The sequence below is a fragment of the Pseudoalteromonas mucoides genome, from assembly GCF_049257175.1.
In the GTDB taxonomy this organism is placed as follows: Bacteria; Pseudomonadota; Gammaproteobacteria; order Enterobacterales; family Alteromonadaceae; genus Pseudoalteromonas.
Map to the genome: position 1 here is coordinate 55,824 of NZ_JBMMUC010000009.1, position 26,416 is coordinate 82,239.

A 26,416-nucleotide genomic window follows, 5' to 3' on the forward strand; every position below is an offset into this window, starting at 1 on the left:
TGTGGTGGTACGAAGCTGTCTGCGTTTTACCTTTGCGACTTAAATATAATCTTAATATCTCCTCTTAAGCGCAGCGCCTCTTGGCCTCTTTGTTAATATCACTTAAATGGCTTTCCTACAATTCAGATCACTCAATAATGTAAGAGCTTGATACCGAATGAAAGGTATTTTTGCTGGTTTCGTTACACTCAAGCCAACCTACGGCGGTTAATTTAACACCGAGCAAGCTTAAAACTTCTCGCTTTTATGGCCCATAAAAAAAGCAAGCCAGTTGGCTTGCTTTTTATATTCTTAAATCTTCAAAAAATTACACTTCTAAGTAGTCCATAATGCCTTCAGCGGCATTACGTCCTTCGAAGATTGCCGTAACTACTAAATCAGAGCCGCGAACGATATCGCCACCAGCAAAGATTTTTGGATTTGTCGTTTGATGAGTAAATTCGCCCTGCTCCGGTGCGTTGATTCCGCCCCAGTGGTTAATTTCAACATCGTATTTTTCTAACCAATCCATTTTGTGTGGTTTAAAGCCAAACGCCATAAGTACTTGGTCGGCTTCGATTACATGCTCTGAGCCAGGTACGACTTCTGCACGGCTACGGCCGTTTTCATCAGGTTCACCCATTTGAGTTTTAACCATTCTGACGCCAGCAACATGGCCTTTGTCGTCAAGCTCAATACCTGTAGGTTGTACGTTAAAGGTAAATTCTACGCCTTCTTCTTTGGCATTTTTAACTTCACGCTTCGAACCAGGCATATTTTCTTCATCACGGCGATAGGCACAAATTACTTTGTCAGCGCCTTGACGAATCGATGTACGAACACAGTCCATCGCTGTATCACCACCACCGAGGACCACAACTTTTTGCTTAGCCATATCGATGTAGGCTTGGTTTGTCTCGTCATAGCCCATTACGCGGTTGGTATTGCCAATTAAGAACGGTAGTGCATCATGTACACCCGGTGCATCTTCATTTTCAAGGCCTGCACGCATACTTTGATACGTACCTACACCTAAAAATACAGCATCGTAATCAGCTAAAATCTCATCCATGGTGATATCAACACCGACTTCAACATTAAGTTTAAACTCAACGCCCATTTCAGTGAATATTTCGCGGCGCTTTTGCATGACTTCTTTTTCAAGTTTGAAAGAAGGAATACCAAAGGTTAATAGCCCACCAATCTCTGGGTGACGATCAAATACCACTGGTTTCACACCATTACGCACTAGAATATCTGCACAACCTAGTCCCGCAGGGCCTGCACCAATAATGGCAACTTTTTTATCTGTCCACGTCACATAAGACATGTCAGGTTTCCAGCCCATTTTAAATGCAGTATCAGTGATATATTTTTCAATATTACCGATAGTTACTGCACCAAACTCTTCATCTAAAGTACATGAGCCTTCACATAATCTATCTTGTGGACAAACTCGGCCACATACTTCAGGTAAACTGTTGGTACGGTGAGACAGCTCTGCTGCCTCTAATATGCGGCCTGTACGAATTAACTTTAACCACTGTGGGATATAGTTATGTACTGGGCATTTCCACTCACAATATGGGTTACCACAATCAAGGCAGCGATCCGCTTGTGAGTTTACTTGAGTCTCTGAAAAGGGTTCGTAAATTTCAACAAACGATTTCTTACGTGACGAAATAGGTTTCTTACGGGGATCAACCCGTTGCACGTCTATAAATTGATATACATTCTCGCTCATACTACCCCCTTACTGTGCTTGAACACGAAGTTCTGCACTACTACGAGCGCGATGCCCGAGTAAACTTTTCACATCACTTGATTTTGGCTTAACTAACTTAAACTTAGGTAAGTAAGCTTCAAAGTTCGCTAAAATATTTTCTGCACGGCTTGAACCTGTTGACTCTAAGTGCTCTGCAATTAGGCCGCGTAGATGCTCTTGGTGAGAATTGAGCTCATCCAATAACACTATTTCAACGAGCTCTGGGTTAATGCGTTTTTCAAAGTCATTTCGTTCATCTAAAATATACGCAAAACCACCTGTCATACCAGCACCAAAGTTAACGCCAACGCTGCCTAGTACACACACAACACCACCGGTCATGTATTCACAGCCGTTATCACCTAGGCCTTCAACAACCGCTTGTACACCTGAGTTACGCACAGCAAAACGCTCACCAGCACAGCCTGCAGCAAATAATTTACCGCCTGTTGCACCGTACAAACACGTATTACCGGCAATCGTGGCTTTGTGGCTTTCAAAAGAAGAGCCTAGCGGTGGACGAATAACTAACTTACCGCCAGCCATGCCTTTACCAACATAATCGTTTGCATCACCTACTAACGTCATCTCAAGGCCGCCTGCATTCCACACACCAAATGATTGACCGGCAGTACCGTGCAATTCAATTGACACAGGATCAGCAGCCATACCTTGGTTACCGTGTTTATCAGCTATATAGCCTGATAACATCGCTCCAACTGAACGGTCGGTATTACAAATACGATTAACCAGTGAAATTCCCGTACTTTCATCGATTGCTTGTTGTGCTTTTTCAAGTAACGTTTCGTTTAATTTACCTAAGTAATGTGACGAATTCGGTGCGCTACAATAAAGTGTTTCGCCCGTAGGGTTATTTGGCTGAGCAATCACAGAAGATAAATCAATCTTTTGTTGTTTAGCCGTTTTGCCTTCAATCGCTTCAAGTAAATCTAAACGACCAATTAAGTCGGTTAAATTTGCTACACCAAGGCTTGCCATGATTTCGCGTGCTTCTTGTGCAATAAACTTAAAGTAGTTCATCGCCATTTCTGGCAGACCATGGTAATGCTTTTGACGCAGTGTATCGTCTTGTGTTGCAACACCGGTCGCACAGTTGTTTAAGTGACAAATACGTAAGTATTTACAGCCTAGTGCAACCATAGGTCCAGTACCAAAACCAAAGCTTTCAGCACCTAAAATAGCGGCTTTAATAATGTCTAAACCTGTTTTTAATCCGCCATCTGTTTGTAGACGAATACGGTGACGTAAGCCATTTTCAACCAATGCTTGTTGGGTCTCTGCAAGACCAAGCTCCCAGGGGCTACCCGCATACTTCACGGACGTTAATGGACTCGCACCGGTACCACCGTCATAACCAGATATTGTTATTAAATCGGCATAGGCTTTTGCAACACCTGTTGCAATCGTACCCACACCTGGCTCTGATACTAGTTTGACCGAGATCAGAGCTTTAGGATTTACTTGTTTTAAATCAAAAATTAGCTGGGCTAAATCTTCAATTGAATAAATATCGTGATGTGGTGGAGGCGAAATAAGCGTCACACCTGGCACTGAGTAACGTAGCTTAGCGATATACGGGGTTACTTTTTCACCCGGTAATTGACCACCTTCGCCTGGTTTTGCACCTTGCGCCACTTTGATTTGAATTACATCTGCACTACGTAAGTAATGTGGTGTTACACCAAATCGGCCTGATGCAACTTGCTTAATACGCGAGTTTTTCTCAGTCCCGTAGCGTAGTTTATCTTCACCACCCTCACCTGAATTTGAGCAACCGCCTAAACGGTTCATCGCAATAGCCAGTGCTTCATGTGCTTCTGGTGACAACGCACCAATACTCATTGCCGCAGAGTCAAAGCGTTTATATAACTCAGTAGCAGGCTCAACATCATCGATGCTAATGCCTTCTGCTGGTAATTTAAGCGCTAGCATGTCACGTAAAGTTGAAATTGGGCGCTTATTAACTAAATCGGCATACACGTTGTAATCTGTGTATTCACCAGAGCGCACTGCTTTTTGCAATGTTTGGATAACGTCTGGGTTATAGGCGTGATACTCACCACCGTGCACATATTTTAGTAAGCCACCGTGGCTTAATAGTTTACGCTTGCTATGTGCCAGTTTATGAAGTTTGCGTTGATCTTCATCAAAATCGCTAAAACATGCCCCTTTAATGCGACTAGCAACACCGTTAAAGCAAGTATCAACTATCGCGTCAGACAAGCCGACGGCTTCAAATAACATTGAACAACGATATGACGCAACGGTACTAATACCCATTTTCGACATAATCTTATAAAGGCCTTTGTTTATCGCATTACGATATGCAAGGGTCACTTCACAGTAGCTTTTGTTGATCACTTTAGAGTCGCTCATTGCAACCAGTGATTCATACGCTAGGTATGGGTAAATTGCCGTTGCACCAAAGCCAATTAAAACCGCAAACTGGTGCGCATCACGTACGCTACCGGTTTCAATAATAATGTTTGACTCGCAACGTAAGTTATTATCAACAAGACGCTTTTGCACAGCACCCACCGCCATAGCAGCAGGAATTGGTAATTGATTTTCATCAAAATTGCGGTCACTAAGAAACAACATCACACAGCCACCGGCTGCTTTTTCTTGTGCTTCGTCACAAATACGTGTTACCGCATTGGCTAGGCCTTCTTCTTGGCTATAAGTAATATCAATTTTACAGTAGCTGTAGTGAGCTTGGTCGGCACTAAGTAGCTGCTGCATGTCTGCATACATCAAAATAGGCGTATCAAACTGCAAGCGTTTAGCGTGGCCTGTGGTTTCGTTAAATACGTTTTGCTCACTACCAATACAGGTAGCCAAAGACATCACGTGATTTTCACGTAGTGGATCAATCGGCGGGTTGGTTACTTGCGCAAATTTTTGGCGGAAGTAATCAAACAACGAACGGTTACCCTCAGACAGTACGGCAAACGGTGTATCATCACCCATAGAACCCGTAGCTTCTTGACCTATTTCACCCATTACACGAATAACACTGTCTAGCTCTTCGTTAGTAAAGCCAAACATTTTTTGATATTTCAGTAAGGTTTCATCGTCAAATGAACGGTTACCTGCATCTTGCTCTGATAACTTTTCAAACGGTGTTAAGCGTTTAACATTTTCTTCAAGCCAAGCTTTGTATGGGTGGCGTGCTTTTAAATCTTGGTCGATTTCATCAGAGTGCCAAATTTTGCCAAGTTGGGTATCAATAACAAGAAGCTCACCGGGACCTACGCGGCCTTTTTCAACCACTTCATCGGCGGTGTAATCCCAAATACCTACTTCTGAGGCAAGTGTAATAAAGCCATCTTGCGTGATCACATAACGCGCTGGACGTAAACCGTTACGGTCTAGGTTACAGGCTGCAAAGCGACCATCAGACATAACGATACCCGCAGGGCCATCCCACGGTTCCATATGCATTGAGTTAAAGTCATAAAACGCACGTAAATCATCGTCCATGGCACGGTTCTTCTGCCATGCAGGTGGCACAAGCATACGCATTGCACGGAATAGATCCATACCACCCGCTAAGAATAGCTCAAGCATATTATCTAAGCTTGATGAATCTGAGCCAGTTTCATTAACAAATGGGGCTGCACTTTGCAGATCAGGAATAAGTGGTGATGCAAACTTATACGAACGCGCACGCGCCCACTGACGATTCCCTTGAATCGTATTGATCTCACCATTGTGCGCTAAATAACGGAACGGCTGAGCTAAAGGCCAACGTGGCTGTGTATTTGTTGAAAAACGCTGATGGAAAACACAAATCGCACTGGTCATGCGAATATCTGCTAAGTCTAAATAAAAGTTAGGTAAATCTACCGGCATCATTAAGCCTTTGTAGATAGTCACAAGCCCTGACAGACTTGCAATGTAAAAACCTTCATCGCTGCTTAGGCGTTTTTCAGCACGACGACGTGCCACATATAAACGACGCTCTAAATCTTTTGGACGCCAACCTTCAGGTGCATTAATAAAAATCTGTTCAAAGTTTGGTAATTGTTTTTTGGCAATAGGCCCTAAACATGAAGCATCTGTAGGTACGACACGCCAACCTTTAATATTCAGTGTTTCTTTTTCGAGTTCTTCACTCAATATGTCTTTTGCGGTTTGTGCTAATACAGGATCTGGATTTAAGAAAATCATGCCTACTGCATAATTTTTACCCAGATGCCAATCGTTCTCAGCTGCGATCGCGCGAAAAAAGCTATCTGGTTTTTGTAATAATAAACCACAGCCATCACCTGTTTTACCATCGGCAGAAATACCACCACGGTGTTCCATACGGTCAAGACCGGTGATCGCGGTTCGAATTAAGCGATGACTAGCTTGACCATTGACCTGGGCTATTAAGCCAAAGCCACAATTATCTTTTTCTAATTTTGAGTCGTATAACATAGACCCCTCCCCTTGCTACAACAGCTAGCTATTAAAGATCTTCTCGACGGTTTGCTAGCAGACAGTCAAAACTATCGCCAATTGTATGTAGAGTCAATAAAATTTTGAATACATATTCACATTCTTGAATATTTCTCACTTAAGCGCAATCTTTATATTTATATCACTTTTTAACATTTAGCGCCTTTTTAGCCATTATTTTTTTATGACACTGGTGTCATATTTAACAAGTTGTAAAAAAACCAACCTTTCAAATATCCAGTTTACGTAAACGTAAGGTGGCGCGATTAGTGAATAATTATTCACTCACACATTTCAATAACACCAACACAAGGGCCGAGGTTCAACTCAAGAACCTGTCTGAAAAACCTAAAAAACACGGACAGTTAGAGTAATCACCCTCATTTTAAAATTAAGTCACTTATTGCTAGCAAGTTAATTAATGCATAAATATAAACTGGCCAGTTATTTTTTGCATAGATTACGCATAGATTAGCGTGATTTACTGGGCGTGCTGTGTAACGCACAGGTAAAGTTCGTCATTGAAAGTGTCCGCGGCGGACACTTAATCTGTCCGCGGACACTCTTAGAATTCATCAAAATTAAAAATAACCTTAAAATACAATGAATTGTAAATTGGCATGATATTCGAATAGTAAAGAGTAAGTTTTTAACAGGACACTATTATGTTTACTCTCAGTTTATTTTTAATCTCACCTATCACCATGTTTGCAGTGAGTTTGATGATTTCGTATCTCGAAGATTAAACATAATAAAAAATAGGACGCCTCATGATTAAAGATACTAGCGCGCAGGATATTTCTGTCAGCAAGCGCAAAAACTATAAAAAACCATTAATGATACTAATCGCGCTATTGGCATTCGTTGCCTTATGTGTAAAGGCATTTATGGGAACTGAGCAAGGTACAATATCAGTAGCTAGAAACACCTTACAAATTGCACCTGTCAGTTTAAAAACTCTAACAAGAGATGTTTCTGCCAGTGGTAAAGTTGTTGCGGCCAATGCACCTAAAGTGTATAGCCCTGAACGTGGTTATGTAGATTTGCACGTCAAAGCCGGTGACAAAGTGAGTGAAAATGCGGTGATTGCAATAGTAGACAGCCCCGAACTTACCAATGAGCTCAAGCAACAACAGTCAGTATTAGCTCGCCTTGAGGGTGAATTACAACGTAAACATTTAGAAGCTAGACGACAAAAACTGAGCTTAACTAAGGCATTGGATCTTGCGCAAGTAGAACTCAACGCCGCAGATAGAGAAAACCGCCGCGCAAAGTTATCAATCGAGAAAAGTTTGATCAGCCAAATTGATTTAGAAAAAGCGGTGGATGATCTCGCCCGTGCAAAGCTCTCGTACAAACATGCCGAGCAAGAAGTTGCGCTTGCTAATGACACACTCGCTTTTGAACTACAAGCCGCAGAGCGTGACCTCACACGCCAACAACTCATTGTTGATGAATTAAACCGTCAAGTTAGCAATTTAACCATCAAAGCAAGTGTAACGGGGATTGTTGGTAACCTTTTAGTGCAACAAAAAGAGGCTGTAACTCAAAGCCAACCTCTAATGACACTGGTTGATTTAAGTAACTTTGAAGCCCAGCTGCAAGTACCTGAAAGCTATGCCAATGAACTTGGCCTCGGGATGGAAGTTGAATTGTTACTAGGCGCAAGAAAAGTAACCGGTACGCTCTCTGCAATTTCGCCTGAGGTAAATAACCGCGAGGTCACAACCCGAGTAAGATTTAATAAAGCACTCTCTGGCATTCGCCAAAACCAGCGATTGACCGCACGCATTCTATTAGAGAACCGTGACAACGTTTTACAAGTTAAACGCGGTGCATTTATGCAACAAGGCGGAACGCAAGTTTTCAAAGTAACAGGTGATACAGCCCAACGAGTAGACATTGCTATCGGTGCAACCAGTATAAATGCCATTGAGTTAATTACCGGTGTCGAGCCTGGTGACGAACTTATTATTTCAAGTTATGACAACTTTAAAGACGCATCAACATTATTACTTCGTTAACAGCGACAACTAATTAAGAACGAATAAAAAGGATAAGCACATGCTAAAAATGAACAACATTAGTAAAATATATCAAACCGAAATGGTACAAACTCATGCTTTACGCGACTTCAGCTTACAAGTGGATGAAGGTGAATTCATTGCAGTAACAGGCCCTAGTGGCTCAGGTAAAACCACCTTTTTAAATATAGCAGGCATGTTAGAACCATTCTCTGAAGGTGAATATTTACTAGACGGTATAGATGTAGGTAAATTAAACGATAACCAACGGGCTGATGTTCGTAATCAAAAAATTGGCTTTATCTTCCAAGGGTTCAATTTGATCCCTGACCTTAATTTATTCGAAAACATTGAAGTACCACTGCGCTACAGAGGCATTAAAGCCAATGAACGTAAGCGTCGTATAGAGCAATGTCTTGAACAAGTTGGCCTTGCATCACGCGCGAAGCACTTACCACAGCAGTTATCTGGTGGCCAACAACAACGTGTGGCGATTGCCCGCGCACTTGCAGGTGAACCTCGCTTTTTATTAGCGGATGAACCAACTGGTAATCTTGATAGCTTAATGGCACGCCAAGTGATGGAGTTACTTGAGCAAATAAATCGTGACGGCGCCACCATTGTGATGGTGACCCACGACCCTGAACTCGCTCGTCGTGCACCTCGCAATATTCAAGTGGTTGACGGCCAACTTGCTGACTTTACCTTATATCAAGGTGCACAAAATCTTAAAAATGCGGCTGGAGTGTAACTTATGCTACTACATTATCTCGATTTAAGTTGGCGCAGCTTCAAGCGCACACCTTTAGTGAGCTTTTTAATGGTACTGGCGATAGCCATTGGTATCGGCATAACCATGACCAGTTTAAGTGTTTATCACATGATGTCGGCAGACCCCATCCCGCATAAGAGCAGTCAATTGTATAATGTACAGCTGCAAACCATGGATGAAGGCCATACTTGGTGGACGGGTGACGATATTCCTATGCAACTGACTTATCAAGATGCAGAAAATTTATACAACGCCCCTATTCCTGACAAAAAAGTGGCCATGATGCGCACGGGCTTTTCGGTGTATTTAGACTCAGATGAAGTGAAGCCGTTTATTAGTAACGCCCGCATGACCACACCTGATTTTTTTAACATGTTTGATGTGTCATTTATTTATGGCGGTGTTTGGAGTGAGCAACAAGAACAATCTGCAGCCCCTGTTGTGGTGATTTCAAAAGAGCTGAACGATAAGTTGTTTGCGGGTGAAAACTCAATTGGCAAGCTAGTTTATCTCGATGACGATAGCTATCAAGTTGTTGGCGTGATTAATGACTGGCCCCTAAACCTAAAATTTTATGACTTAAATAATGGCGCGTTTAATAAAGTAGAAGATTTATTTTTACCCTTTAGTTTAATCAAAGCAAAAGAGCTTACTAGCTGGGGCAATAGCAATGGCTGGAAACATGAAAATATAAATAGCTTTGCCGATAGACTGCAATCGGAAATAGTGTGGATCCAATTTTGGGCACAGCTTGGTACACCAGAGCAAAAAACAGCATACGGTAATTACCTCACATCTTACATTGAAGAGCAAAAAAAACGAGGCCGCTTCACTCGCGAAAAGCCTGAATATAGCCTGCGTGATGTAAATCAATGGATGGAGTACAACAATGTGGTCAGTGAAGATAATAAAATACTGGTTGGTCTAAGCTTTATGTTTTTAGCGGTGTGTTTAGCCAATATTTTAGGATTACTTCTTGCCAAATTTTTACGCCGCGCACCTGAGGTGGGTGTACGCCGAGCACTTGGAGCCAGTAAACGACAAGTTTTTCTTCAGCATTTAGTTGAAGTAGCCATGCTTGGTTTTATTGGTGGTTTGCTCGGGATTGTACTTGCACAAATAGGCCTATTTGGCGTAAGACAAAGCTACAATTACTACGCTAATCTCGCCACAATGGATTTAACCATGTTATTGAGTGCACCCGTTATCGCGATAACAACATGCATTATTGCTGGGCTATACCCTGCATGGCTAGTATGTAAAACCAACCCTGCTATTTATCTTAAGAGCCAATAAGGAGCCACTCATGTTAGAAATAAAACCGATATTTCATGCCCTTTGCCGCTCAAAGGTAGGCGCAGTACTGTTATTGATCCAAATTGCGATTACCACTGCTATAGTCAGTAATGCCGCATTTATCATTCAAGATAGAATTGCTTTTTTGAATCAAGAAACCGGTTATCCAGAGCAAGACTTGTTTAAGTTCAACGTGATGACTTTTGGTAAAGATGTAGATTTAAGCCAGCAGTTTGAACTAGATGAGGCCATGTTAAGGGCCCTACCTGGGGTTGAAAGTGCCGCGCAAAGTAGCAGTATTCCGTTATCTGGCAGTGGCAGTGCTTCTAGCTTTAATTTAAAGCCAGCACCACAAGAAAGTAAAAGTGTGCGCACTGCTTACTTTTTTATTGATGAGCACGGCCTTGACACTTACGGCGTAAAATTGATTTCAGGGCGTAATTTTAGTGAAGATGAAGTACTCATCACTAATTCACCGACAGATAGAACAACTAACGTCACTGTCATTACCGAGGCGTTAGCCAATGAGTTATTTCCTGAAAGTGATGCCCTAGGAAAAACCATTTATTTTGGTGACTTGCCACTAAAAGTCATCGGTATCACAGCGCCAATGAAAGGCCCTTGGTTAAAAGACTCTCACCCCAATAATGTTGCGCTTATTCCGTATATTCAAAGCAGAACTTATGCCCAATTTGCTGTCAGAGCAAAGCCCGGACAACGTGCTGCTGTAATGAAAGATATTGAAAGCCTGATGCTTAAAAATTACAGCAAACGCGTAATTAATAATATTAGAGGGCTCGATGAGTTGAAAGATGAATATATGGCTGCGGATAAACTTATGATGCGTATGCTGATTGTGCTTATCACTATTTTAGTGCTGGTAACTGCATTAGGTATCTTTGGTTTAACGCTGTTCAACATCAGCAAGCGGACTAAACAAATAGGCACCCGACGCGCACTAGGCGCGAGAAAGTCAGCCATTATTAATTACTTTTTAGTTGAGAATGCCTTGATCTGTAGTGTTGGCTTATTTTTAGGTGTAATTGCAGCACTATTGCTTGGTCAAATGTTAATGCAACATTTTTCTATTGCTGCTTTACCACCGAGCTATATTGCGATTACTGCTGTAATGGTGTTTTTCATGAGCCTACTTGCAGTATTAGGCCCGGCTAAACGCGCTGCTAATATTTCGCCGAGTATCGCAACTAGAACAATATAAAGCTGCTCCCAACCTATGCTACACTGGGTTAACACGGTGTAGCATTTTCACTCATTACTTAATAAAAATAGTACATAATAAAAACAGCGATTAAACACACATGGAAAAAATACTTATCGTTGATGATAACCCTGCCGTTTTACAGGCCTTATCATTACTGCTCGAGATACATGATTTTGCAGTGGTCACCGCCTCTACCCCATTTGAAGCGCTACAAGTAGTACAATACCAACGTATCTCTTTAGTGATCCAAGATATGAATTTCACCGCTGATACAACTTCAGGTGAAGAGGGCAAAGCGCTCTTTTATCAATTACGCACGATTAACCCCCACCTACCCATTATTTTGATCACCGCATGGACAGAGCTTGAAACTGCAATAGAGTTAGTAAAAGCGGGCGCTGCAGATTACTTACCAAAGCCATGGGATGATGTAAAACTGCTGACTTGCGTGAATAATTTAGTCGAACTGGGTAAAGCAAAACAGCAAAATGCAACCTATGAACGCCACCAGCAAGAGCGGAATGCCAGCTTAAGCAGTGCTGACTTAGTTGGCTTGATTTATAAAAGCACCGCAATGGAAAGTATTTTAACTATGGCTATTCAAGTAGCGAAGTCTGATGCCTCGGTGCTTATCACAGGTCCAAATGGCAGTGGTAAAGAGCGCATAGCCCAAATCATTCAAGCTAACTCATTACTGAGTACCCAGCCATTTATTACAGTTAATGCAGGCGCCCTGCCCCATGAGCTTATTGAAGCAGAGCTATTTGGCGCAGAGGCCGGCGCTTACACTGGTATCACTAAACAACGAATAGGTCGTTTTGAAGCCGCAGATGGTGGCACCTTATTTTTAGATGAAATTGGTAACCTGCCACTGTCAGGTCAAATGAAACTATTACGTGTATTACAAACAGGTGAATTTGAACGCTTAGGCTCAACTCAAACTCGTAAAGTAAAAGTACGGGTGATTTCTGCCACCAACGAAGATTTACATACAGCTATAAGCGCTGGTAAATTTAGAGAAGATTTATATTATCGGCTCAACGTTATCGAGCTTAACTTGCCCAGCCTCGCTGAAAGACCTGATGATATATTACCACTTGCTCAGCACTTTTTAGATCACCGTGAGCTCACACTCGATACTGAACACGCACTATTAGCGCACAGTTGGCCGGGCAATGTCCGTGAACTTGAAAATGCCTGTAAACGCGCAGCCGTGCTTAAGCCATCGGGTACTATTAACTTATCTGACTTTGCGCTGCAAACCAGCAAAGCGCAAAGTACAACTACGGTGACATCAACGCGAGAAATCACTAAGCAAGAGATTGAAGACGCGATGCACCGTCATCAAGGTGTTATTGCCAAAGTTGCCAGACAATTTGGTATGAGTCGCCAAGCCTTATACCGTCGTTTGCAAAAGTTTGAGATTGATTATTAATGACCAGTAACCGCATCAATTTAACTATCACGCAACAGCTGGCCTTAATTAGCGCAGTAGCTGCTTTAGTGCCTGTGTGGTTTATAAGTTGGCTAACCCAACTTTCTTGGCAATGGGTTGTCAGTGTCAGTGCTATTAGCATTTTGATCAGTGGCTATCTAGCCTTGCGATTAGCTAAACCACTCGTTCAAGGTGTACAGTCTTTAGAGACGGGACTGCTCAATTTTAAAGATGGCGAACTGTCGTCACTGCTTGCCTATAAAGCGAATAATGAAGTCGGCAAATTATGCCAACTGTACAACCAAACTGCAAAGCAGTTACGCCAAGAAAAACAGTGGATTTATCAACGTGAATTAATGTTAGATAAAGTATTACAAAGCTCACCGCAAGCGGTTATTTTAAAGAACGATCAAGGCTTTATCGTTTACAGTAACCACAGTGCCAGGGACTTACTCAATGCTAAAAGTTCACTTGAAGGTAGCCAATTTTCAACGTTATTTGTTGATGTTCATCCGCAGTTAGTTAACGCCCTTGAGCGCGGAGTAGACGGTTTATTTACCCTTGATAATCAGCAACAAGAATCACAAACGTGGCATTTAGCCACTGGCAAACTGTTACTCAACAACCAGTATCATACTTTATACGTGTTTAAACAATTAACCCGCGAATTAAGCCGGCAAGAAGTAGAAGTCTGGAAAAAAGTGATACGTATAATCAGTCACGAGCTTAATAATTCCCTCGGGCCTATGTCCTCCATGTTACACAGTGGAAAAATTCTCAGCGAAAAAGTCGATGAACCAAGACTTAGTCGCGTATTTTCAACAATTGAAGAACGCATTAAACATTTAAACGAATTTGTTCAAGGGTATGGTAAGTTTGCCAAATTACCCACCCCACAACTTACTCGCATTAAATGGCCACAGCTATTAAAACAATTACAGAATCAATGGGCATTTTGTTTGAATGCACACGCTGATGTAACTACCTATGCCGATCACACACAAATCGAGCAACTGTTAATCAACTTATTGAAAAACGCCCATGAGTCAGAATCAAACATTGAGCAGATAAGCGTGAACTTGTCACAAGATGCAAATTGTACGCGAATAACAATTAGCGATCAGGGTAAAGGAATGAGTGAACAAGTGATGGCAAATGCCTTGATCCCATTTTATTCCACCAAAGCGACTGGCAGCGGCTTAGGCCTGGCACTATGCCGTGAAATAGTTGAGGCACATCATGGTCAAATTAGCTTACATAATCAGCCTAATGGCGGTCTCAGTGTGCATGTAGTTCTGCCAAATAAGCAATAAAAAAGGCCGCAATTTAGTGCGGCCTTTAAACATTCGCGAGAAGGTTATTCTGCGTCTGCTTCTTTATATTTTGCAGCTGTTTCAGTGATCAATGGTTGTAATTCACCACGTTGAAACATTTCGATGATAATGTCACAACCACCGATTAACTCGCCTTCAACCCATAGTTGTGGGAATGTTGGCCAGTTAGCGTATGCTGGAAGTTCAGCACGGATATCAGGGTTGAGTAAAATATCAACATAAGCAAACGGTTCACCGCATGACATAAGTGCTTGAGATGCTTGTGAAGAAAAACCACAATTTGGTAATTTAGGCGATCCTTTCATATAAAGGATAATTGGATTTTCAGAAATTTGCTGTTTAATTTTATCAATGGTTTCCATCTACAACCTCAAAGTGACGATAGCTGAACATATTCATGGCTTGAAAAATTTTCATTTAGCCTCATATATGTATCTTAAAGTGGGCAAATAAAGCCACAATCGAAATAGTCTTGCATTTGCAACGCTGTTTGGCATTGCTGTTTGCTAAAACTTGAGTAAAATACTCAACAATTATAGTAACACTATAATCCCATTTGGTATAGGTAACTACCCTGTTTGTGCAGGTATTAACTATTACTATTTGGACTATCAACCAAAAGAAGATGGAGATAAAAAATGGCATTTGAACTACCGTCACTACCCTATGCAATTGATGCACTTGAGCCACATATTTCACAAGAAACTTTAGAGTTTCACCATGGTAAGCACCACAACACTTACGTGACTAAACTTAACGGTTTGATCCCAGGTACTGAATTTGAAGGCAAATCACTTGAAGAAATCGTATGTTCTTCAACTGGTGGCGTATTTAACAACGCTGCACAAATTTGGAACCATACTTTCTACTGGAACAGTCTATCTCCAAACGGCGGTGGTGAAGCAACGGGCGCGGTTGCTGATGCTATCAACGCAAAATGGGGTTCATTCGACGCATTTAAAGATGCATTAAATGATAAAGCAGTAAACAACTTCGGTTCAAGCTGGACGTGGTTAGTAAAACTTGCTGATGGCACATTAGACATCGTAAACACGTCTAACGCAGCAACTCCACTTACTGACGAAGGTGTGACACCTATCCTAACTGTTGATTTGTGGGAACACGCTTACTACATTGATTACCGTAACGTGCGTCCAGACTACCTAAAAGGTTTTTGGTCACTTGTTAACTGGGAATTCGCGAACGCAAACTTCGCATAATTAACTTATCAGTTAGTTAAAAATTGATAAAAAGACGCTACGGCGTCTTTTTTTATGCCTGGCATTTATGTGTCACACGCACTCATAACTAAATCTTATCACTGTGAGAATATTTCAATTAAATTCTTAATTTTATTGCGCAAAGAATCAAAATCGTGACTACCCTTAACTTAACCTTTGCTTTTTTCTTTCATTCAAAACTGGTTTTTTTAGCGGGTTTTCGGAGGTTTCTACTATGAGTATATTTGAGCATTATCAATCACGATACGAAGCAGCAAAAGAAGAAGAGTACAGTATCGAAGAATTTCTCGATATTTGTAAAAAAGACAAAGCAGCTTACGCCAGCGCCCCTGAACGATTACTCATGGCTATTGGTGAGCCACAAATGGTTGATACTTCAACCGATGCTCGGTTAAGCCGATTATTTTCCAATCGCGTTGTTGCACGTTACCCCGCCTTTAATGATTTTTATGGTATGGAAGATGCCATAGAACAAATAGTGTCTTATCTGAAACACGCCGCACAAGGCTTAGAAGAATGTAAGCAAGTACTGTATTTACTTGGTCCAGTCGGGGGCGGTAAGTCTTCGATTGCTGAAAAGCTAAAGTACTTAATGCAACAGGTACCCATTTATTCAATTAAAGGCTCGCCGGTGAACGATCACCCTTTGGCACTCTTTGATGCCAACGAAGATGCCGAGCTACTAGAGAAAGAATATGGTATTAAACCACGTTATTTAAAAACCATTATGTCGCCATGGGCAACTAAACGACTGCATGAATTTAATGGTGATATTAGCCAGTTTAGAGTTGTAAAACGCTACCCTTCAATTTTAAATCAAATTGCCATTGCAAAAACTGAACCCGGCGATGAAAACAACCAAGATATCTCTGCTCTTGTAGGTAAAGTGGATATTCGTCAGTTAGAGCATTTTGCCCAAAGCGATCCAGATGCTTACGCATATTCAGGCTCATTGTGCCTTGCGAATCAAGGCTTGATGGAATTTGTTGAGATGTTTAAAGCGCCTATTAAAGTGCTGCATCCATTGTTAACAGCAACCCAAGAAGGCAACTACAACGGCACCGAAGGCATCAGTGCCCTGCCCTTTAATGGGATGATTTTAGCCCATTCAAATGAATCAGAATGGCAAACCTTTAAAAATAATAAAAACAACGAAGCATTCTTAGACCGTGTGTATATCGTTAAAGTCCCTTACTGTTTACGTGTCTCTGAAGAGATAAAGATTTATGACAAACTCCTTGAGCACAGTGAGCTCTACAATGCCCCATGTGCGCCAGGGACACTCGAAACATTAGCTAAATTTACCACCTTATCGCGCTTAAAAGAGCCAGAAAATTCCAGCATTTATTCAAAAATGCGTGTCTATGACGGTGAAAGCCTCAAAGACACCGATCCTAAAGCCAAATCATATCAAGAATACCGTGATTATGCCGGCGTAGACGAAGGCATGACTGGGCTGTCTACCCGCTTTGCGTTTAAGATTTTATCTCGGGTATTTAATTTTGACACCCTTGAAGTAGCAGCCAACCCGGTGCATTTATTTTACGTACTTGAACAACAAATAGAACGCGAGCAATTTTCTGCCGATGTCGAAGAGCGCTACCTGAGTCATCTAAAAGGTTACCTTATACCTCAATATGTAGAGTTTATCGGTAAAGAGCTGCAAACCGCATATTTAGAATCATACTCTGAATATGGCCAAAACATTTTCGACCGTTATGTCACTTATGCCGACTTTTGGATTCAAGATCAAGAGTACCGCGACCCTGACACCGGCCAGTTATTTGACCGTGCAGCACTTAATGCGGAACTTGAGAAAATTGAAAAGCCTGCTGGTATTTCCAACCCGAAAGATTTTAGAAACGAAATAGTGAACTTTGTATTACGAGCACGGGCTCATAATAACGGTAAAAACCCCTTGTGGACCAGTTACGAAAAACTGCGCACCGTGATTGAGAAAAAAATGTTCTCAAATACCGAAGAGTTACTACCGGTTATTTCGTTTAATGCTAAAACATCCGCAGAAGATCAGAAAAAACACGAAGATTTTGTTAACCGTATGGTCGAAAAAGGCTACACCCAAAAACAAGTTCGCTTGCTATCAGAGTGGTACTTACGCGTTCGTAAATCACAGTAGTTAGTGACTGATGTACTTTTAGGGGGTCTCTATGGCGCACTTTATAGACCGTCGCCTGAACGGTAAAAACAAGAGCACGTTAAATCGTCAACGGTTTATCAGGCGTTATAAAAAGCAAATAAAAGAAGCAGTGTCTGATGCGATTAACAAACGCAGTGTGACTGACACAAGCAGCGGAGAAAGCATATCTATTCCGCAACGAGATATTAGTGAGCCTATTTTTCATCAAGGCAAAGGCGGCGATCGTGAGCAAATTCACCCTGGTAACGATCAATTCTCTACCGGTGATAAAATACAACGTCCACAAGGGGGTCAAGGTGGTGGCGCCGGTGAAGGCGAAGCAAGTGACTCAGGCGAAGGCCAAGATGATTTTGTGTTTTCAATATCAAAAGATGAATACCTAGACTTACTGTTTGAAGACTTAGAACTACCTAATTTACAGCAGAACCAACTTGATAAATTAGTGCAAATGAAAACCCACCGAGCTGGTTTTTGCAGCGATGGTATGCCCAGTAATATTGATATTGTTCGTTCATTACAAGGCTCCCTAGCCAGACGTGTAGCTATGAGCGCCAGCAAGAAACGCCGCTTAAAGGAGCTTAACGAACAACTTGCCATACTGCTCGCAGAAGCACAGCCTGATCTAGCTGCAATAACTTTACTAGAACAAGAAATTGCGCAATTAGAGCTGCAAATAAAAGCGGTGCCTTTTATAGATAATTACGATTTGCGTTTTCGTAACTATGAAAAACAGCCTCACCCCACCAGCAAAGCCGTGATGTTTTGCATTATGGATGTGTCTGGCTCGATGGATCAAGCGACCAAAGACATGGCTAAGCGGTTTTATATTTTGCTGTATCAGTTTTTAACCCGTAGCTATAAAGACATAGAGGTGGTCTATATTCGCCATCATACCCAAGCTAAAGAGGTGGACGAGCAAGAGTTTTTCTACTCCCAAGAAACCGGCGGCACTATTGTTTCAAGTGCGCTTAAATTAATGAACGAAATAATTAAAGAGCGTTACAACGCATCGCAGTGGAACATATACGCAGCACAAGCATCCGATGGTGATAATTGGGCTGATGACTCCCCCCAATGTTCTGAACTTTTGCGTAATAAATTACTTGATGATGTACGGTATTACGCTTATATCGAAATCACCACCCGTGCACATCAAAGTCTTTGGCGAGAATATCAAAACATTTGCCAAAGCCATGACAACTTTGCCATGCAGCATATTAAAACGGTTGAAGACATCTATCCAATTTTTCGCGAGCTATTTAAGAAAAGTCGTCAACATCAAGGTGCGGCGTAAATTTCGCAGCGAGGCATTTATATGACCGATAAACGTATTAGTGATGGTCCTGATTGGACATTTGATTTATTACAACAATACCAAGACGAGATTGCTCGCGTTGCCGAGCATTATCGCCTAGATACTTACCCAAACCAAATTGAAGTGATCACCGCAGAACAAATGATGGATGCTTATTCAAGCGTCGGGATGCCTATTGGTTACAGCCATTGGTCATACGGAAAAAAGTTTATTCAAACCGAGCAAAACTACAAGCGCGGGCAGATGGGTCTTGCCTATGAAATTGTTATCAACTCAGACCCTTGTATTGCCTATTTGATGGAAGAAAATACCCTTCCCATGCAAGCACTGGTAATGGCTCACGCTTGTTACGGCCATAACTCATTTTTTAAAGGCAATTACTTATTCAAAACATGGACTGATGCCAGCTCTATAATCGACTATTTATTATTTGCAAAAAATTATATCGCTCGCTGTGAAGAAAAATATGGTATCGATGATGTAGAAAACCTTATTGATTCATGTCACGCTTTAATGAACTATGGTGTAGACAGGTATAAACGACCCCAGCAAATTTCACTTTTTGAGGAGCAGAAGCGCCAGCAAGAACGTGAAGAATATATGCAATCTCAAGTCAATGAGCTATGGCGTACAATTCCAACACAGCAGCAGGAAACAAAAAAGCGAGAGCGTCACTTTCCTTCAGAGCCACAAGAAAATATTTTGTATTTCATTGAGAAAAATGCGCCATTATTAGAATCATGGCAACGAGAAATTATTCGCATTGTACGTAAAATATCGCAATACTTTTACCCGCAAAAACAAACTCAAGTCATGAACGAGGGCTGGGCAACATTTTGGCATTATACTATTTTGAATCACTTGTACGATGAAGGAAAACTCACTGACTCGTTTATGTTAGAGTTTTTGCAAAGTCATACTAATGTGGTTTATCAACCGCCCTATAACAGCCAGTATTACTCAGGTATTAACCCCTATGCCCTTGGCTTTAATATGATGGTTGATATTCGCCGTATTTGTGAGAACCCCACAGAAGAGGATAAACAATGGTTTCCTGAGTATGCCGGCAGTAATTGGTTAGATACATTGCATTTTGCAATGCAGAACTTTAAAGATGAAAGCTTTATAAGCCAATTTTTATCCCCTAAACTTATTCGAGATTTTAAACTCTTTACCATTATTGATCATGAAAAAGACCCGACCTTAGAAGTAGGCGCGATACATGATGACAGTGGCTATCACAAAGTGCGTGAAGCATTATCTGCACAATATAATTTGAGTAATCTTGAACCAAATATACAGGTTTATGATGTAGATGTTCGTGGTGATCGCTCATTAACTCTGCGCTATGTTCCACATAAAAACATTCCGCTAGCAAAATCGCAAGATGAAGTGTTGAAACACCTTTATAGACTATGGGGCTTTAAAGTTAAGTTAGAGCAGCAATCACAAACGGGTGATGTGAGTATCCTTGGCCAGTGCCCGTTAGATGACTCGAGACACAGCACAGAATAAAAATGACGCCAATGCGTCATTTTTCTTTATAAATTTTTGTAATCAGTAATGCAGTTTCGGCCATTATCTTTAGACGCATATAGAGCTTTGTCAGCGGCTTCAATCCACTTTTCATAACGTTCAAAATTCTCATCAAAACTAGCATAGCCAATACTCACCGTCATTTTGATTTGTTGTCCATCAAAGTAAACAGATGAGTTTTCAATTAAGCTACGCAGCCTTTCAGCAAACGTCTCAGCACCTTCTTTATCACTATCAAGTAACGTTACAGCAAACTCTTCTCCACCATAGCGTCCTGCTATATCGGTTTCTCTGAGGGTTTTACGTAGTAAATCTGCAATATGGCGTAATGCTTCATCGCCACAGCGATGGCCATATTCGTCATTGATTTTCTTAAAGTGATCAATATCAAACATTAATAAAGTACTGTTACCTGCATTGCGCTTAATACGTAAAAACTCTTGGCGTAAGGTGTCTTCCCAATGACCCCGGTTATTTAGCTGGGTTAATGCATCTGTTTGACTCATTTGTTCGAGCTTGCGGTTTACTTCTTCTAATTCTTTTTTATTTACCGCTTCATCTGTTACATCATAAAGAATGACGCAAATATGGCTTACCTCACCCATGGTATTTGAAAGTGGAATAAAGGTCGCATTTTGGTACATGTGATCCGCTTTACCTGTGATTGGTCGGTAGTTTTTAAAGCGGAAGATATACGGCTGCTGCTCCCAGATAGTAAATGAGCGGTTCTTTAAAATAAATACAGATTCTGATTTGCTACGAAACCACTTTTCATCAATAGAGGGAAATAAATCAAATAAATCTTTATCTTTGACTGCGCTTGGCAACATACCGGAATGGTTTTCCATAAAGCCATTCCAAATACACACTTTATAGTCGCGGTCGAGTACCACTAAACCGACATCAACGGTGTTAAACATATCCATTAACCAATGGATTTCATTCATATTAAAATCAGCTGCTGGCATAATGTTAGTCTTCTAGTAGGTAAGCAACTTTGTATTTCAAAGTTTTAAGTGAATCTTCGGTAAATAACAGCATAAGGTCACAGTTAATATTGTGATTTTCAATACCGTAGCTGATCTCTATTGCTAAAGTACGTTGCCAACGAGATTTATTCGCCCTTACTAAATCTGACACATCACAATGTTGCCCTAACACCACAGGGTGCCCTTGGCTAAATGTCATATCTAATTGCCGCGAAAGCCCCGTTAAAATTGCACCAATTAAGATATTACTGATATCCATTAACAGCTCAAGCTCAACCTTATTATTAAGCTCTCCTTGGTAATTCATCAGTGAAGCAATTTCTTTAAAGCTTGAATCATTTAATAATAAAAGTGCTTCACCAGATACACCACCACCGATAAAGCCTTGGCATACCCCAGAAGTACTTGCGTTAGCATCAATGGAGCGTAGCGCCATATCAAGCTCATTAACTTCAAGAATATTCACATTAGGGATGGGTAACTCAACAAACACATTAAGAAGACGGGCAAGTAAGTCCCCTGCTTGTCCCATAGCGACGTTGGTTAACTCTTGATAGATATCTCTCACATCAGGATCAACTTGCTCTCCAAGCTGATGAGCAAGGCGCTCTCGCATCGCTTTATCTTTAATACCGTGATGTTCGATTATGTCGGCAAGTTTTTGCGCATCGCAGGGCTTTTGAATAAAATCAATCGCACCTAAGTCAAGTACACGTTGATGAGCGTTGGGCTGAATATCACCTGAAACAACAACAGTTAATACCGATAAAGATTGCTGTTGAATGGCTTGCAGCACTTCGTAGCCATCCATTTGTGGCATGTTTAAATCAAGAAACAGTATTTCTGGCTGAATTGCTTTAATTTGCTCAATACAATGAACACCATCCTCGGCAAACTCAACTTTGATATCCCAATCATCAGGTAACGAACGTGCCAGTTGGCGCCGTGCTAGCTTTGAGTCATCACAAATTAGTACCGATGTTGACATAACTTCTCTCTGTTGGTTCAGTTGTATACACAGACATTTACAACCTTTCTTTATTATTATTTGTCAGCTAATAAACATTTATTACTGCATTATGTTAATCAATGTAACCAAAATTTACAATTTTAAATTAGCGTAAACCCTTGGTGCACTGTGTTGATTATAATACACTGAGCGCAATTGCGTTAATTCTAAAGGAAATACCTTATGCTTCGTTTAATCACTTTTGCGTTATGCACGTTTTGTTCAGCTACTTTTGCGGCTAATATAGCCGAAAATAGCTTAGATGCAGGTAAAGTTTCTGCCCAATCAAAACCAATTACATTGCTTGGCACCGGTGTTGAAGTTAGTCAACAAGCGCCTAATTTTAAAGTGGTAAATGACTCTTTTTCGCCGATAACATTAAATGATTATAAAGGTCAGGCTGTGCTCATCAGTGTAGTGCCAAGCCTAGATACCGGAGTGTGTAGTATTCAAACCAAACACTTCAATGAAAAGGTGGCCGATAAGTTTCCCAATATAGTGATGCTTACTATCAGTGCTGACTTACCGTTTGCACAAAAGCGTTTTTGCAAAGCCGAAAATATAGATAAAATTACCGCTTTATCTGATTCAGTATGGCGTGACTTTGGTCAAAACTATGGCTTGATCATCAAAGATATGGGGCTACTCACTCGTGCTGTCTTTGTTTTAAACAGTGAACATAAAATTGTGTATAAGCAATTAGTGGATGATTTATCGAAAGAGCCTAACTATGAGCCTGTCATTAGCGCGATGAATGCGCTTTAAGCTATGATTTGCTAAAACCGCTGTTATAAAAAAACCGCCAAATTTGGCGGTTTTTTTTAGCTCTATCAAGCACAAATTAGCCTAATAGTTCACCTAACTGTTGGCTTACCGCTTCAACAGCTTGGGTGCCATCTAGCTTATGGTATTGCGTATTACCCGCTTTTGCTTCAGCTTGATAATAATCAACCAGTGGCATTGTTTGCTCATGGTAAATACCTAAACGTTTACGTACTGTTTCTTCAGTATCATCGGCGCGGATAATTAAATCTTCACCTGTTACGTCATCTTTACCTTCCACTTTTGGCGGATTATAAACAACGTGGTAAACGCGACCAGAGCCAGGGTGAACACGGCGTCCGCCCATACGTTCAACAATGATTTCATCAGCTACGTCAAACTCAATAACGTGATCAACCACTACGCCATTTTCTTTCATCGCGTCAGCTTGAGGGATCGTACGAGGGAAACCATCTAATAGGAAGCCTTTTTCACAGTCATCTTTGCCGATGCGTTCTTTTACTAGACCAATGATGATGTCATCAGAAATTAACTGACCCGCATCCATTACTTTTTTAGCTTCTAAACCCAGTGGCGTGCCTTCTTTAATTGCAGCTCGTAACATATCACCAGTAGAGATCTGTGGAATACCGTACTTGTCCATCAAAAACTGAGCTTGAGTGCCTTTACCTGCACCCGGCGCGCCCAAAAGAATAATGCGCATATCATTGTCCTCGGTTGATACCAAACTGAAAAAGCAGTTCAGTAATATTTATTTTTAAAGCCTGAATTCTTCCATAAGCGCTACAGATACTCAAGCAACTTATACTAATTAACTAGCCGTAGAATGCAAAAAAGGGACTTTCGCCCCTTTTTCAATCAAATGCTGAATTTAGCAATTACTTACTCATATCTAGCATTAATTTATTTAAACGAGTTACAAAACCCGCAGGGTCTTTTAATGTACCACGTTCAGCAAGCAATGCTTGGTCAAGCAGTACATGTGACCATTGGCCAAATTTATCTTCATCTTGCTCAACATTTAAATGCTTAACAAGCTGATGCTCAGGGTTTAGCTCAAAAATTGGTTTTGCTTCAGGAGCCGCTTGACCTACCGATTCCATTAGCTTTTGCATTTGTGAACTCATGTCGTTGTCATCCGCAACAACACACGCTGGTGAGTCTGTTAAGCGATGTGTGAAGCGTACGTCTTTTACGCTATCACCCAATGCTGTTTTAATACGCTCAACTAAACCTTCTACTTCTTTTTCTGACTCTTCTTGCGCTTTCTTCGTTTCTTCATCATCCAAGTTACCTAAGTCAAGATCGCCTCGGGTAATTGATTTAAATGGTTTTTCAGAAAACTCCGTTAAGTGGCTCATCATCCACTCATCAACACGGTCACTCATTAATAATACTTCGATACCTTTCTTGCGGAAGATCTCTAAGTGTGGTGAGCTTTTAGCTGCGGTGAATGAATCAGCAACAACATAGTAAATCGCATCTTGCTCTTCGTTCATACGCTCAATGTATTGCTCCAATGAAACGTTTTGAGCTTCTTCATCTGTGTGCGTTGAAGAGAAGCGTAGTAATTTAGCAATCGCTTCTTTGTTGGTCGCATCTTCAGCCGGACCTTCTTTCATTACTTGGCCAAATTCATTCCAAAATGTTTGGTAATCATCAGCTTTGTTTTTCGCCATGCGTTCAAGCATTTTTAAAATACGTGAAGTACACCCTTTGCGAATAGCTTGTGTCACTTTGTTATCTTGTAAGATTTCACGCGATACATTCAGCGGTAAATCGTTTGAATCTAGTAAACCTTTTACGAAGCGTAAGTAGCTTGGCATAAACTGCTCAGCGTCATCCATTACAAATACACGTTGTACGTAAAGTTTTAAGCCACTTTGACGCTCACGGTTCCATAAATCGAAAGGCGCTTTTTTAGGGATATAAAGCAGGCTTGTGTACTCAGTCTTACCTTCAACTTTATTGTGACCCCAGCTTAGCGGCTCTTCCCAGTCATGGCTTACGTGCTTATAGAACTCTTTATATTCATCTTCTGATATTTCAGACTTATCTCGCGTCCAAAGTGCTGTAGCGCGGTTAATGCTTTCCCACTCACCTGGAACAGCTGGGATTTTCTCACCATCTCCACCTTCAGACTCAGGTACTTCTGCTTTATACATTTGTACCGGTGTAGAAATGTGATCCGAGTATTTAGTTACGATGCTACGCAGGCGCCACTCATCAGCAAAATCTGCTTCGTCTTCACGAAGGTGCAGAATAATATCTGTACCACGTCCTTCTTTATCAATCTCTTCTAAGGTGTATTCGCCTTCACCTTGTGATTGCCATTCAACACCTTTTTCTTCGCCGGCTTTACGAGTACGAACAGTTACTAAGTCCGCCACAATAAACGCTGAATAAAAACCAACACCAAATTGACCAATTAACTGTGAATCTTTGCTTTGGTCGCCAGTTAGGTTTTTGAAGAACTCAGCAGTGCCTGATTTTGCAATAGTACCTAGTGAGCTGATAACTTCGTCACGGGTCATACCGATACCGTTATCTGAAATTGTCACTGTTTTGGCATCTTTATCAGCACTGATACGAACACGTAAGTCCGCATCACCTTGGTATAAGTCACCATTTGAAAGCGCTAAAAAGCGTAACTTGTCAGCCGCATCTGATGCATTCGACACAAGCTCACGTAAAAATATTTCTTTATTTGAATAAAGCGAATGGATCATTAGGTTTAATAAGCGACCTGTATCTGACCCAAACTCATGTTTTGTGATGTTTTTTTCTTCTGACATAAAATTACCCTATACTTTCTGGTACACAAGTTGGTACACAATCAAATTTGCTCTAGTAGCATGGCTTAGAATATTGTGTCCATAGTCGAACAATTCAAGAGTAAAAAAAGAATAAATTTGGGCTTCCATTTTAACCATTACCAAAGCTGCAAATCTGTTTACATTCATTTACAAAAGAAATTAAGTTATGTTATTTGCAAGAAAAAAATTACGGAGTGAAATTTCACAAATTAAAATTGCTGTTTTCGAATATGAGCGAATTAAAAATGAACTGAAAGAGGAAATGCTTTTTCTCT

Annotated in this window: 18 protein-coding genes; 11 read left to right on the forward strand and 7 right to left on the reverse strand. The window is 41.0% G+C overall.

Going from position 1 to position 26,416, the window contains the following annotated elements:
• Window positions 1-307 precede the first annotated feature (307 nt).
• Entirely contained in the window at window positions 308-1,723 is a 1,416-nt protein-coding gene (locus tag AAEU30_RS11335) for an FAD-dependent oxidoreductase (protein WP_421960603.1), read from the reverse strand.
• 9 nt (window positions 1,724-1,732) lie between these two features.
• Complete coding sequence (gltB, locus tag AAEU30_RS11340) at window positions 1,733-6,190, reverse strand: glutamate synthase large subunit (RefSeq protein WP_421960604.1); 4,458 nt, start codon at window positions 6,188-6,190, stop codon at window positions 1,733-1,735.
• 791 nt (window positions 6,191-6,981) lie between these two features.
• Between gltB and AAEU30_RS11345 the strand changes: the two genes are divergently transcribed.
• The 6 genes from AAEU30_RS11345 to AAEU30_RS11370 all read left to right on the forward strand — a co-directional run bounded on the left by AAEU30_RS11345 (window position 6,982) and on the right by AAEU30_RS11370 (window position 14,273).
• Window positions 6,982-8,235, forward strand: a complete 1,254-nt coding sequence (locus AAEU30_RS11345) for an efflux RND transporter periplasmic adaptor subunit (RefSeq protein WP_421960605.1) — start codon at window positions 6,982-6,984, stop codon at window positions 8,233-8,235.
• A gap of 40 nt (window positions 8,236-8,275) precedes the next feature.
• Window positions 8,276-8,986 (forward strand): ABC transporter ATP-binding protein, encoded by a 711-nt coding sequence (locus AAEU30_RS11350; RefSeq protein WP_421960606.1) that lies wholly within the window; start codon window positions 8,276-8,278, stop codon window positions 8,984-8,986.
• Window positions 8,987-8,989: 3 nt separating this feature from the next.
• Window positions 8,990-10,303: an ABC transporter permease gene (locus AAEU30_RS11355; RefSeq protein ID WP_421960607.1), complete on the forward strand. Its 1,314-nt coding sequence runs from the start codon at window positions 8,990-8,992 to the stop codon at window positions 10,301-10,303.
• A gap of 10 nt (window positions 10,304-10,313) precedes the next feature.
• On the forward strand, window positions 10,314-11,522 hold the full coding sequence (locus AAEU30_RS11360) for an ABC transporter permease (protein WP_421960608.1): 1,209 nt from the start codon (window positions 10,314-10,316) through the stop codon (window positions 11,520-11,522).
• 100 nt (window positions 11,523-11,622) lie between these two features.
• Complete coding sequence (locus tag AAEU30_RS11365; RefSeq protein ID WP_421960609.1) at window positions 11,623-12,960, forward strand: sigma-54-dependent transcriptional regulator; 1,338 nt, start codon at window positions 11,623-11,625, stop codon at window positions 12,958-12,960.
• Entirely contained in the window at window positions 12,960-14,273 is a 1,314-nt protein-coding gene (locus tag AAEU30_RS11370; RefSeq protein ID WP_421960610.1) for a sensor histidine kinase, read from the forward strand. The genes AAEU30_RS11365 and AAEU30_RS11370 overlap by 1 nt, the downstream gene beginning before the upstream one ends.
• Before the next feature lie 44 nt (window positions 14,274-14,317).
• Here the strand turns inward: AAEU30_RS11370 and AAEU30_RS11375 are convergent, their stop codons facing one another.
• Window positions 14,318-14,656 carry a Grx4 family monothiol glutaredoxin gene (locus tag AAEU30_RS11375; protein WP_016709200.1) on the reverse strand — a complete coding sequence of 113 codons (339 nt, stop codon included), beginning with the start codon at window positions 14,654-14,656 and terminating at the stop codon, window positions 14,318-14,320.
• Between the two features lie 276 nt (window positions 14,657-14,932).
• On the opposite strand from AAEU30_RS11375, the gene AAEU30_RS11380 reads away from it, so the two are divergent.
• The 4 genes from AAEU30_RS11380 (at window position 14,933) to AAEU30_RS11395 (ending at window position 20,523) form a co-directional block, all read left to right on the forward strand.
• Window positions 14,933-15,514, forward strand: a complete 582-nt coding sequence (locus AAEU30_RS11380) for a superoxide dismutase (protein ID WP_087533674.1) — start codon at window positions 14,933-14,935, stop codon at window positions 15,512-15,514.
• 235 nt (window positions 15,515-15,749) lie between these two features.
• On the forward strand, window positions 15,750-17,672 hold the full coding sequence (locus AAEU30_RS11385; RefSeq protein WP_290210770.1) for a PrkA family serine protein kinase: 1,923 nt from the start codon (window positions 15,750-15,752) through the stop codon (window positions 17,670-17,672).
• A 31-nt stretch (window positions 17,673-17,703) separates the two neighbouring features.
• Entirely contained in the window at window positions 17,704-18,987 is a 1,284-nt protein-coding gene (locus AAEU30_RS11390) for a YeaH/YhbH family protein (RefSeq protein WP_421960611.1), read from the forward strand.
• 21 nt (window positions 18,988-19,008) lie between these two features.
• Window positions 19,009-20,523, forward strand: coding sequence for a SpoVR family protein (locus tag AAEU30_RS11395; RefSeq protein WP_421960612.1), 1,515 nt, complete (start codon window positions 19,009-19,011; stop codon window positions 20,521-20,523).
• A gap of 26 nt (window positions 20,524-20,549) precedes the next feature.
• Here AAEU30_RS11395 and AAEU30_RS11400 read toward each other — a convergent pair whose 3' ends face one another.
• Both AAEU30_RS11400 and AAEU30_RS11405 read right to left on the reverse strand, forming a co-directional pair.
• Window positions 20,550-21,512 (reverse strand): sensor domain-containing diguanylate cyclase, encoded by a 963-nt coding sequence (locus AAEU30_RS11400; protein WP_421960613.1) that lies wholly within the window; start codon window positions 21,510-21,512, stop codon window positions 20,550-20,552.
• Between the two features lie 4 nt (window positions 21,513-21,516).
• Window positions 21,517-22,521 (reverse strand): response regulator, encoded by a 1,005-nt coding sequence (locus AAEU30_RS11405; protein WP_290210766.1) that lies wholly within the window; start codon window positions 22,519-22,521, stop codon window positions 21,517-21,519.
• 204 nt (window positions 22,522-22,725) lie between these two features.
• On the opposite strand from AAEU30_RS11405, the gene tpx reads away from it, so the two are divergent.
• Window positions 22,726-23,307 (forward strand): thiol peroxidase, encoded by a 582-nt coding sequence (gene tpx, locus AAEU30_RS11410; protein ID WP_421960614.1) that lies wholly within the window; start codon window positions 22,726-22,728, stop codon window positions 23,305-23,307.
• Window positions 23,308-23,383: 76 nt separating this feature from the next.
• Here the strand turns inward: tpx and adk are convergent, their stop codons facing one another.
• Complete coding sequence (gene adk, locus AAEU30_RS11415; RefSeq protein ID WP_421960615.1) at window positions 23,384-24,028, reverse strand: adenylate kinase; 645 nt, start codon at window positions 24,026-24,028, stop codon at window positions 23,384-23,386.
• Window positions 24,029-24,203: 175 nt separating this feature from the next.
• Window positions 24,204-26,120, reverse strand: a complete 1,917-nt coding sequence (gene htpG / locus AAEU30_RS11420) for a molecular chaperone HtpG (protein ID WP_421960616.1) — start codon at window positions 26,118-26,120, stop codon at window positions 24,204-24,206.
• Window positions 26,121-26,416: the final 296 nt, after the last annotated feature.

What these genes read in the sequence shown, in the direction of transcription:
- AAEU30_RS11335 (WP_421960603.1), bottom strand. Translation starts at nt 1,723, where the DNA reads ATGAGCGAGAATGTATATCAATTTATAGACGTGCAACGGGTTGATCCC.
- gltB (WP_421960604.1), bottom strand. Translation starts at nt 6,190, where the DNA reads ATGTTATACGACTCAAAATTAGAAAAAGATAATTGTGGCTTTGGCTTA.
- AAEU30_RS11345 (WP_421960605.1), top strand. Translation starts at nt 6,982, where the DNA reads ATGATTAAAGATACTAGCGCGCAGGATATTTCTGTCAGCAAGCGCAAA.
- AAEU30_RS11350 (WP_421960606.1), top strand. Translation starts at nt 8,276, where the DNA reads ATGCTAAAAATGAACAACATTAGTAAAATATATCAAACCGAAATGGTA.
- AAEU30_RS11355 (WP_421960607.1), top strand. Translation starts at nt 8,990, where the DNA reads ATGCTACTACATTATCTCGATTTAAGTTGGCGCAGCTTCAAGCGCACA.
- AAEU30_RS11360 (WP_421960608.1), top strand. Translation starts at nt 10,314, where the DNA reads ATGTTAGAAATAAAACCGATATTTCATGCCCTTTGCCGCTCAAAGGTA.
- AAEU30_RS11365 (WP_421960609.1), top strand. Translation starts at nt 11,623, where the DNA reads ATGGAAAAAATACTTATCGTTGATGATAACCCTGCCGTTTTACAGGCC.
- AAEU30_RS11370 (WP_421960610.1), top strand. Translation starts at nt 12,960, where the DNA reads ATGACCAGTAACCGCATCAATTTAACTATCACGCAACAGCTGGCCTTA.
- AAEU30_RS11375 (WP_016709200.1), bottom strand. Translation starts at nt 14,656, where the DNA reads ATGGAAACCATTGATAAAATTAAACAGCAAATTTCTGAAAATCCAATT.
- AAEU30_RS11380 (WP_087533674.1), top strand. Translation starts at nt 14,933, where the DNA reads ATGGCATTTGAACTACCGTCACTACCCTATGCAATTGATGCACTTGAG.
- AAEU30_RS11385 (WP_290210770.1), top strand. Translation starts at nt 15,750, where the DNA reads ATGAGTATATTTGAGCATTATCAATCACGATACGAAGCAGCAAAAGAA.
- AAEU30_RS11390 (WP_421960611.1), top strand. Translation starts at nt 17,704, where the DNA reads ATGGCGCACTTTATAGACCGTCGCCTGAACGGTAAAAACAAGAGCACG.
- AAEU30_RS11395 (WP_421960612.1), top strand. Translation starts at nt 19,009, where the DNA reads ATGACCGATAAACGTATTAGTGATGGTCCTGATTGGACATTTGATTTA.
- AAEU30_RS11400 (WP_421960613.1), bottom strand. Translation starts at nt 21,512, where the DNA reads ATGCCAGCAGCTGATTTTAATATGAATGAAATCCATTGGTTAATGGAT.
- AAEU30_RS11405 (WP_290210766.1), bottom strand. Translation starts at nt 22,521, where the DNA reads ATGTCAACATCGGTACTAATTTGTGATGACTCAAAGCTAGCACGGCGC.
- tpx (WP_421960614.1), top strand. Translation starts at nt 22,726, where the DNA reads ATGCTTCGTTTAATCACTTTTGCGTTATGCACGTTTTGTTCAGCTACT.
- adk (WP_421960615.1), bottom strand. Translation starts at nt 24,028, where the DNA reads ATGCGCATTATTCTTTTGGGCGCGCCGGGTGCAGGTAAAGGCACTCAA.
- htpG (WP_421960616.1), bottom strand. Translation starts at nt 26,120, where the DNA reads ATGTCAGAAGAAAAAAACATCACAAAACATGAGTTTGGGTCAGATACA.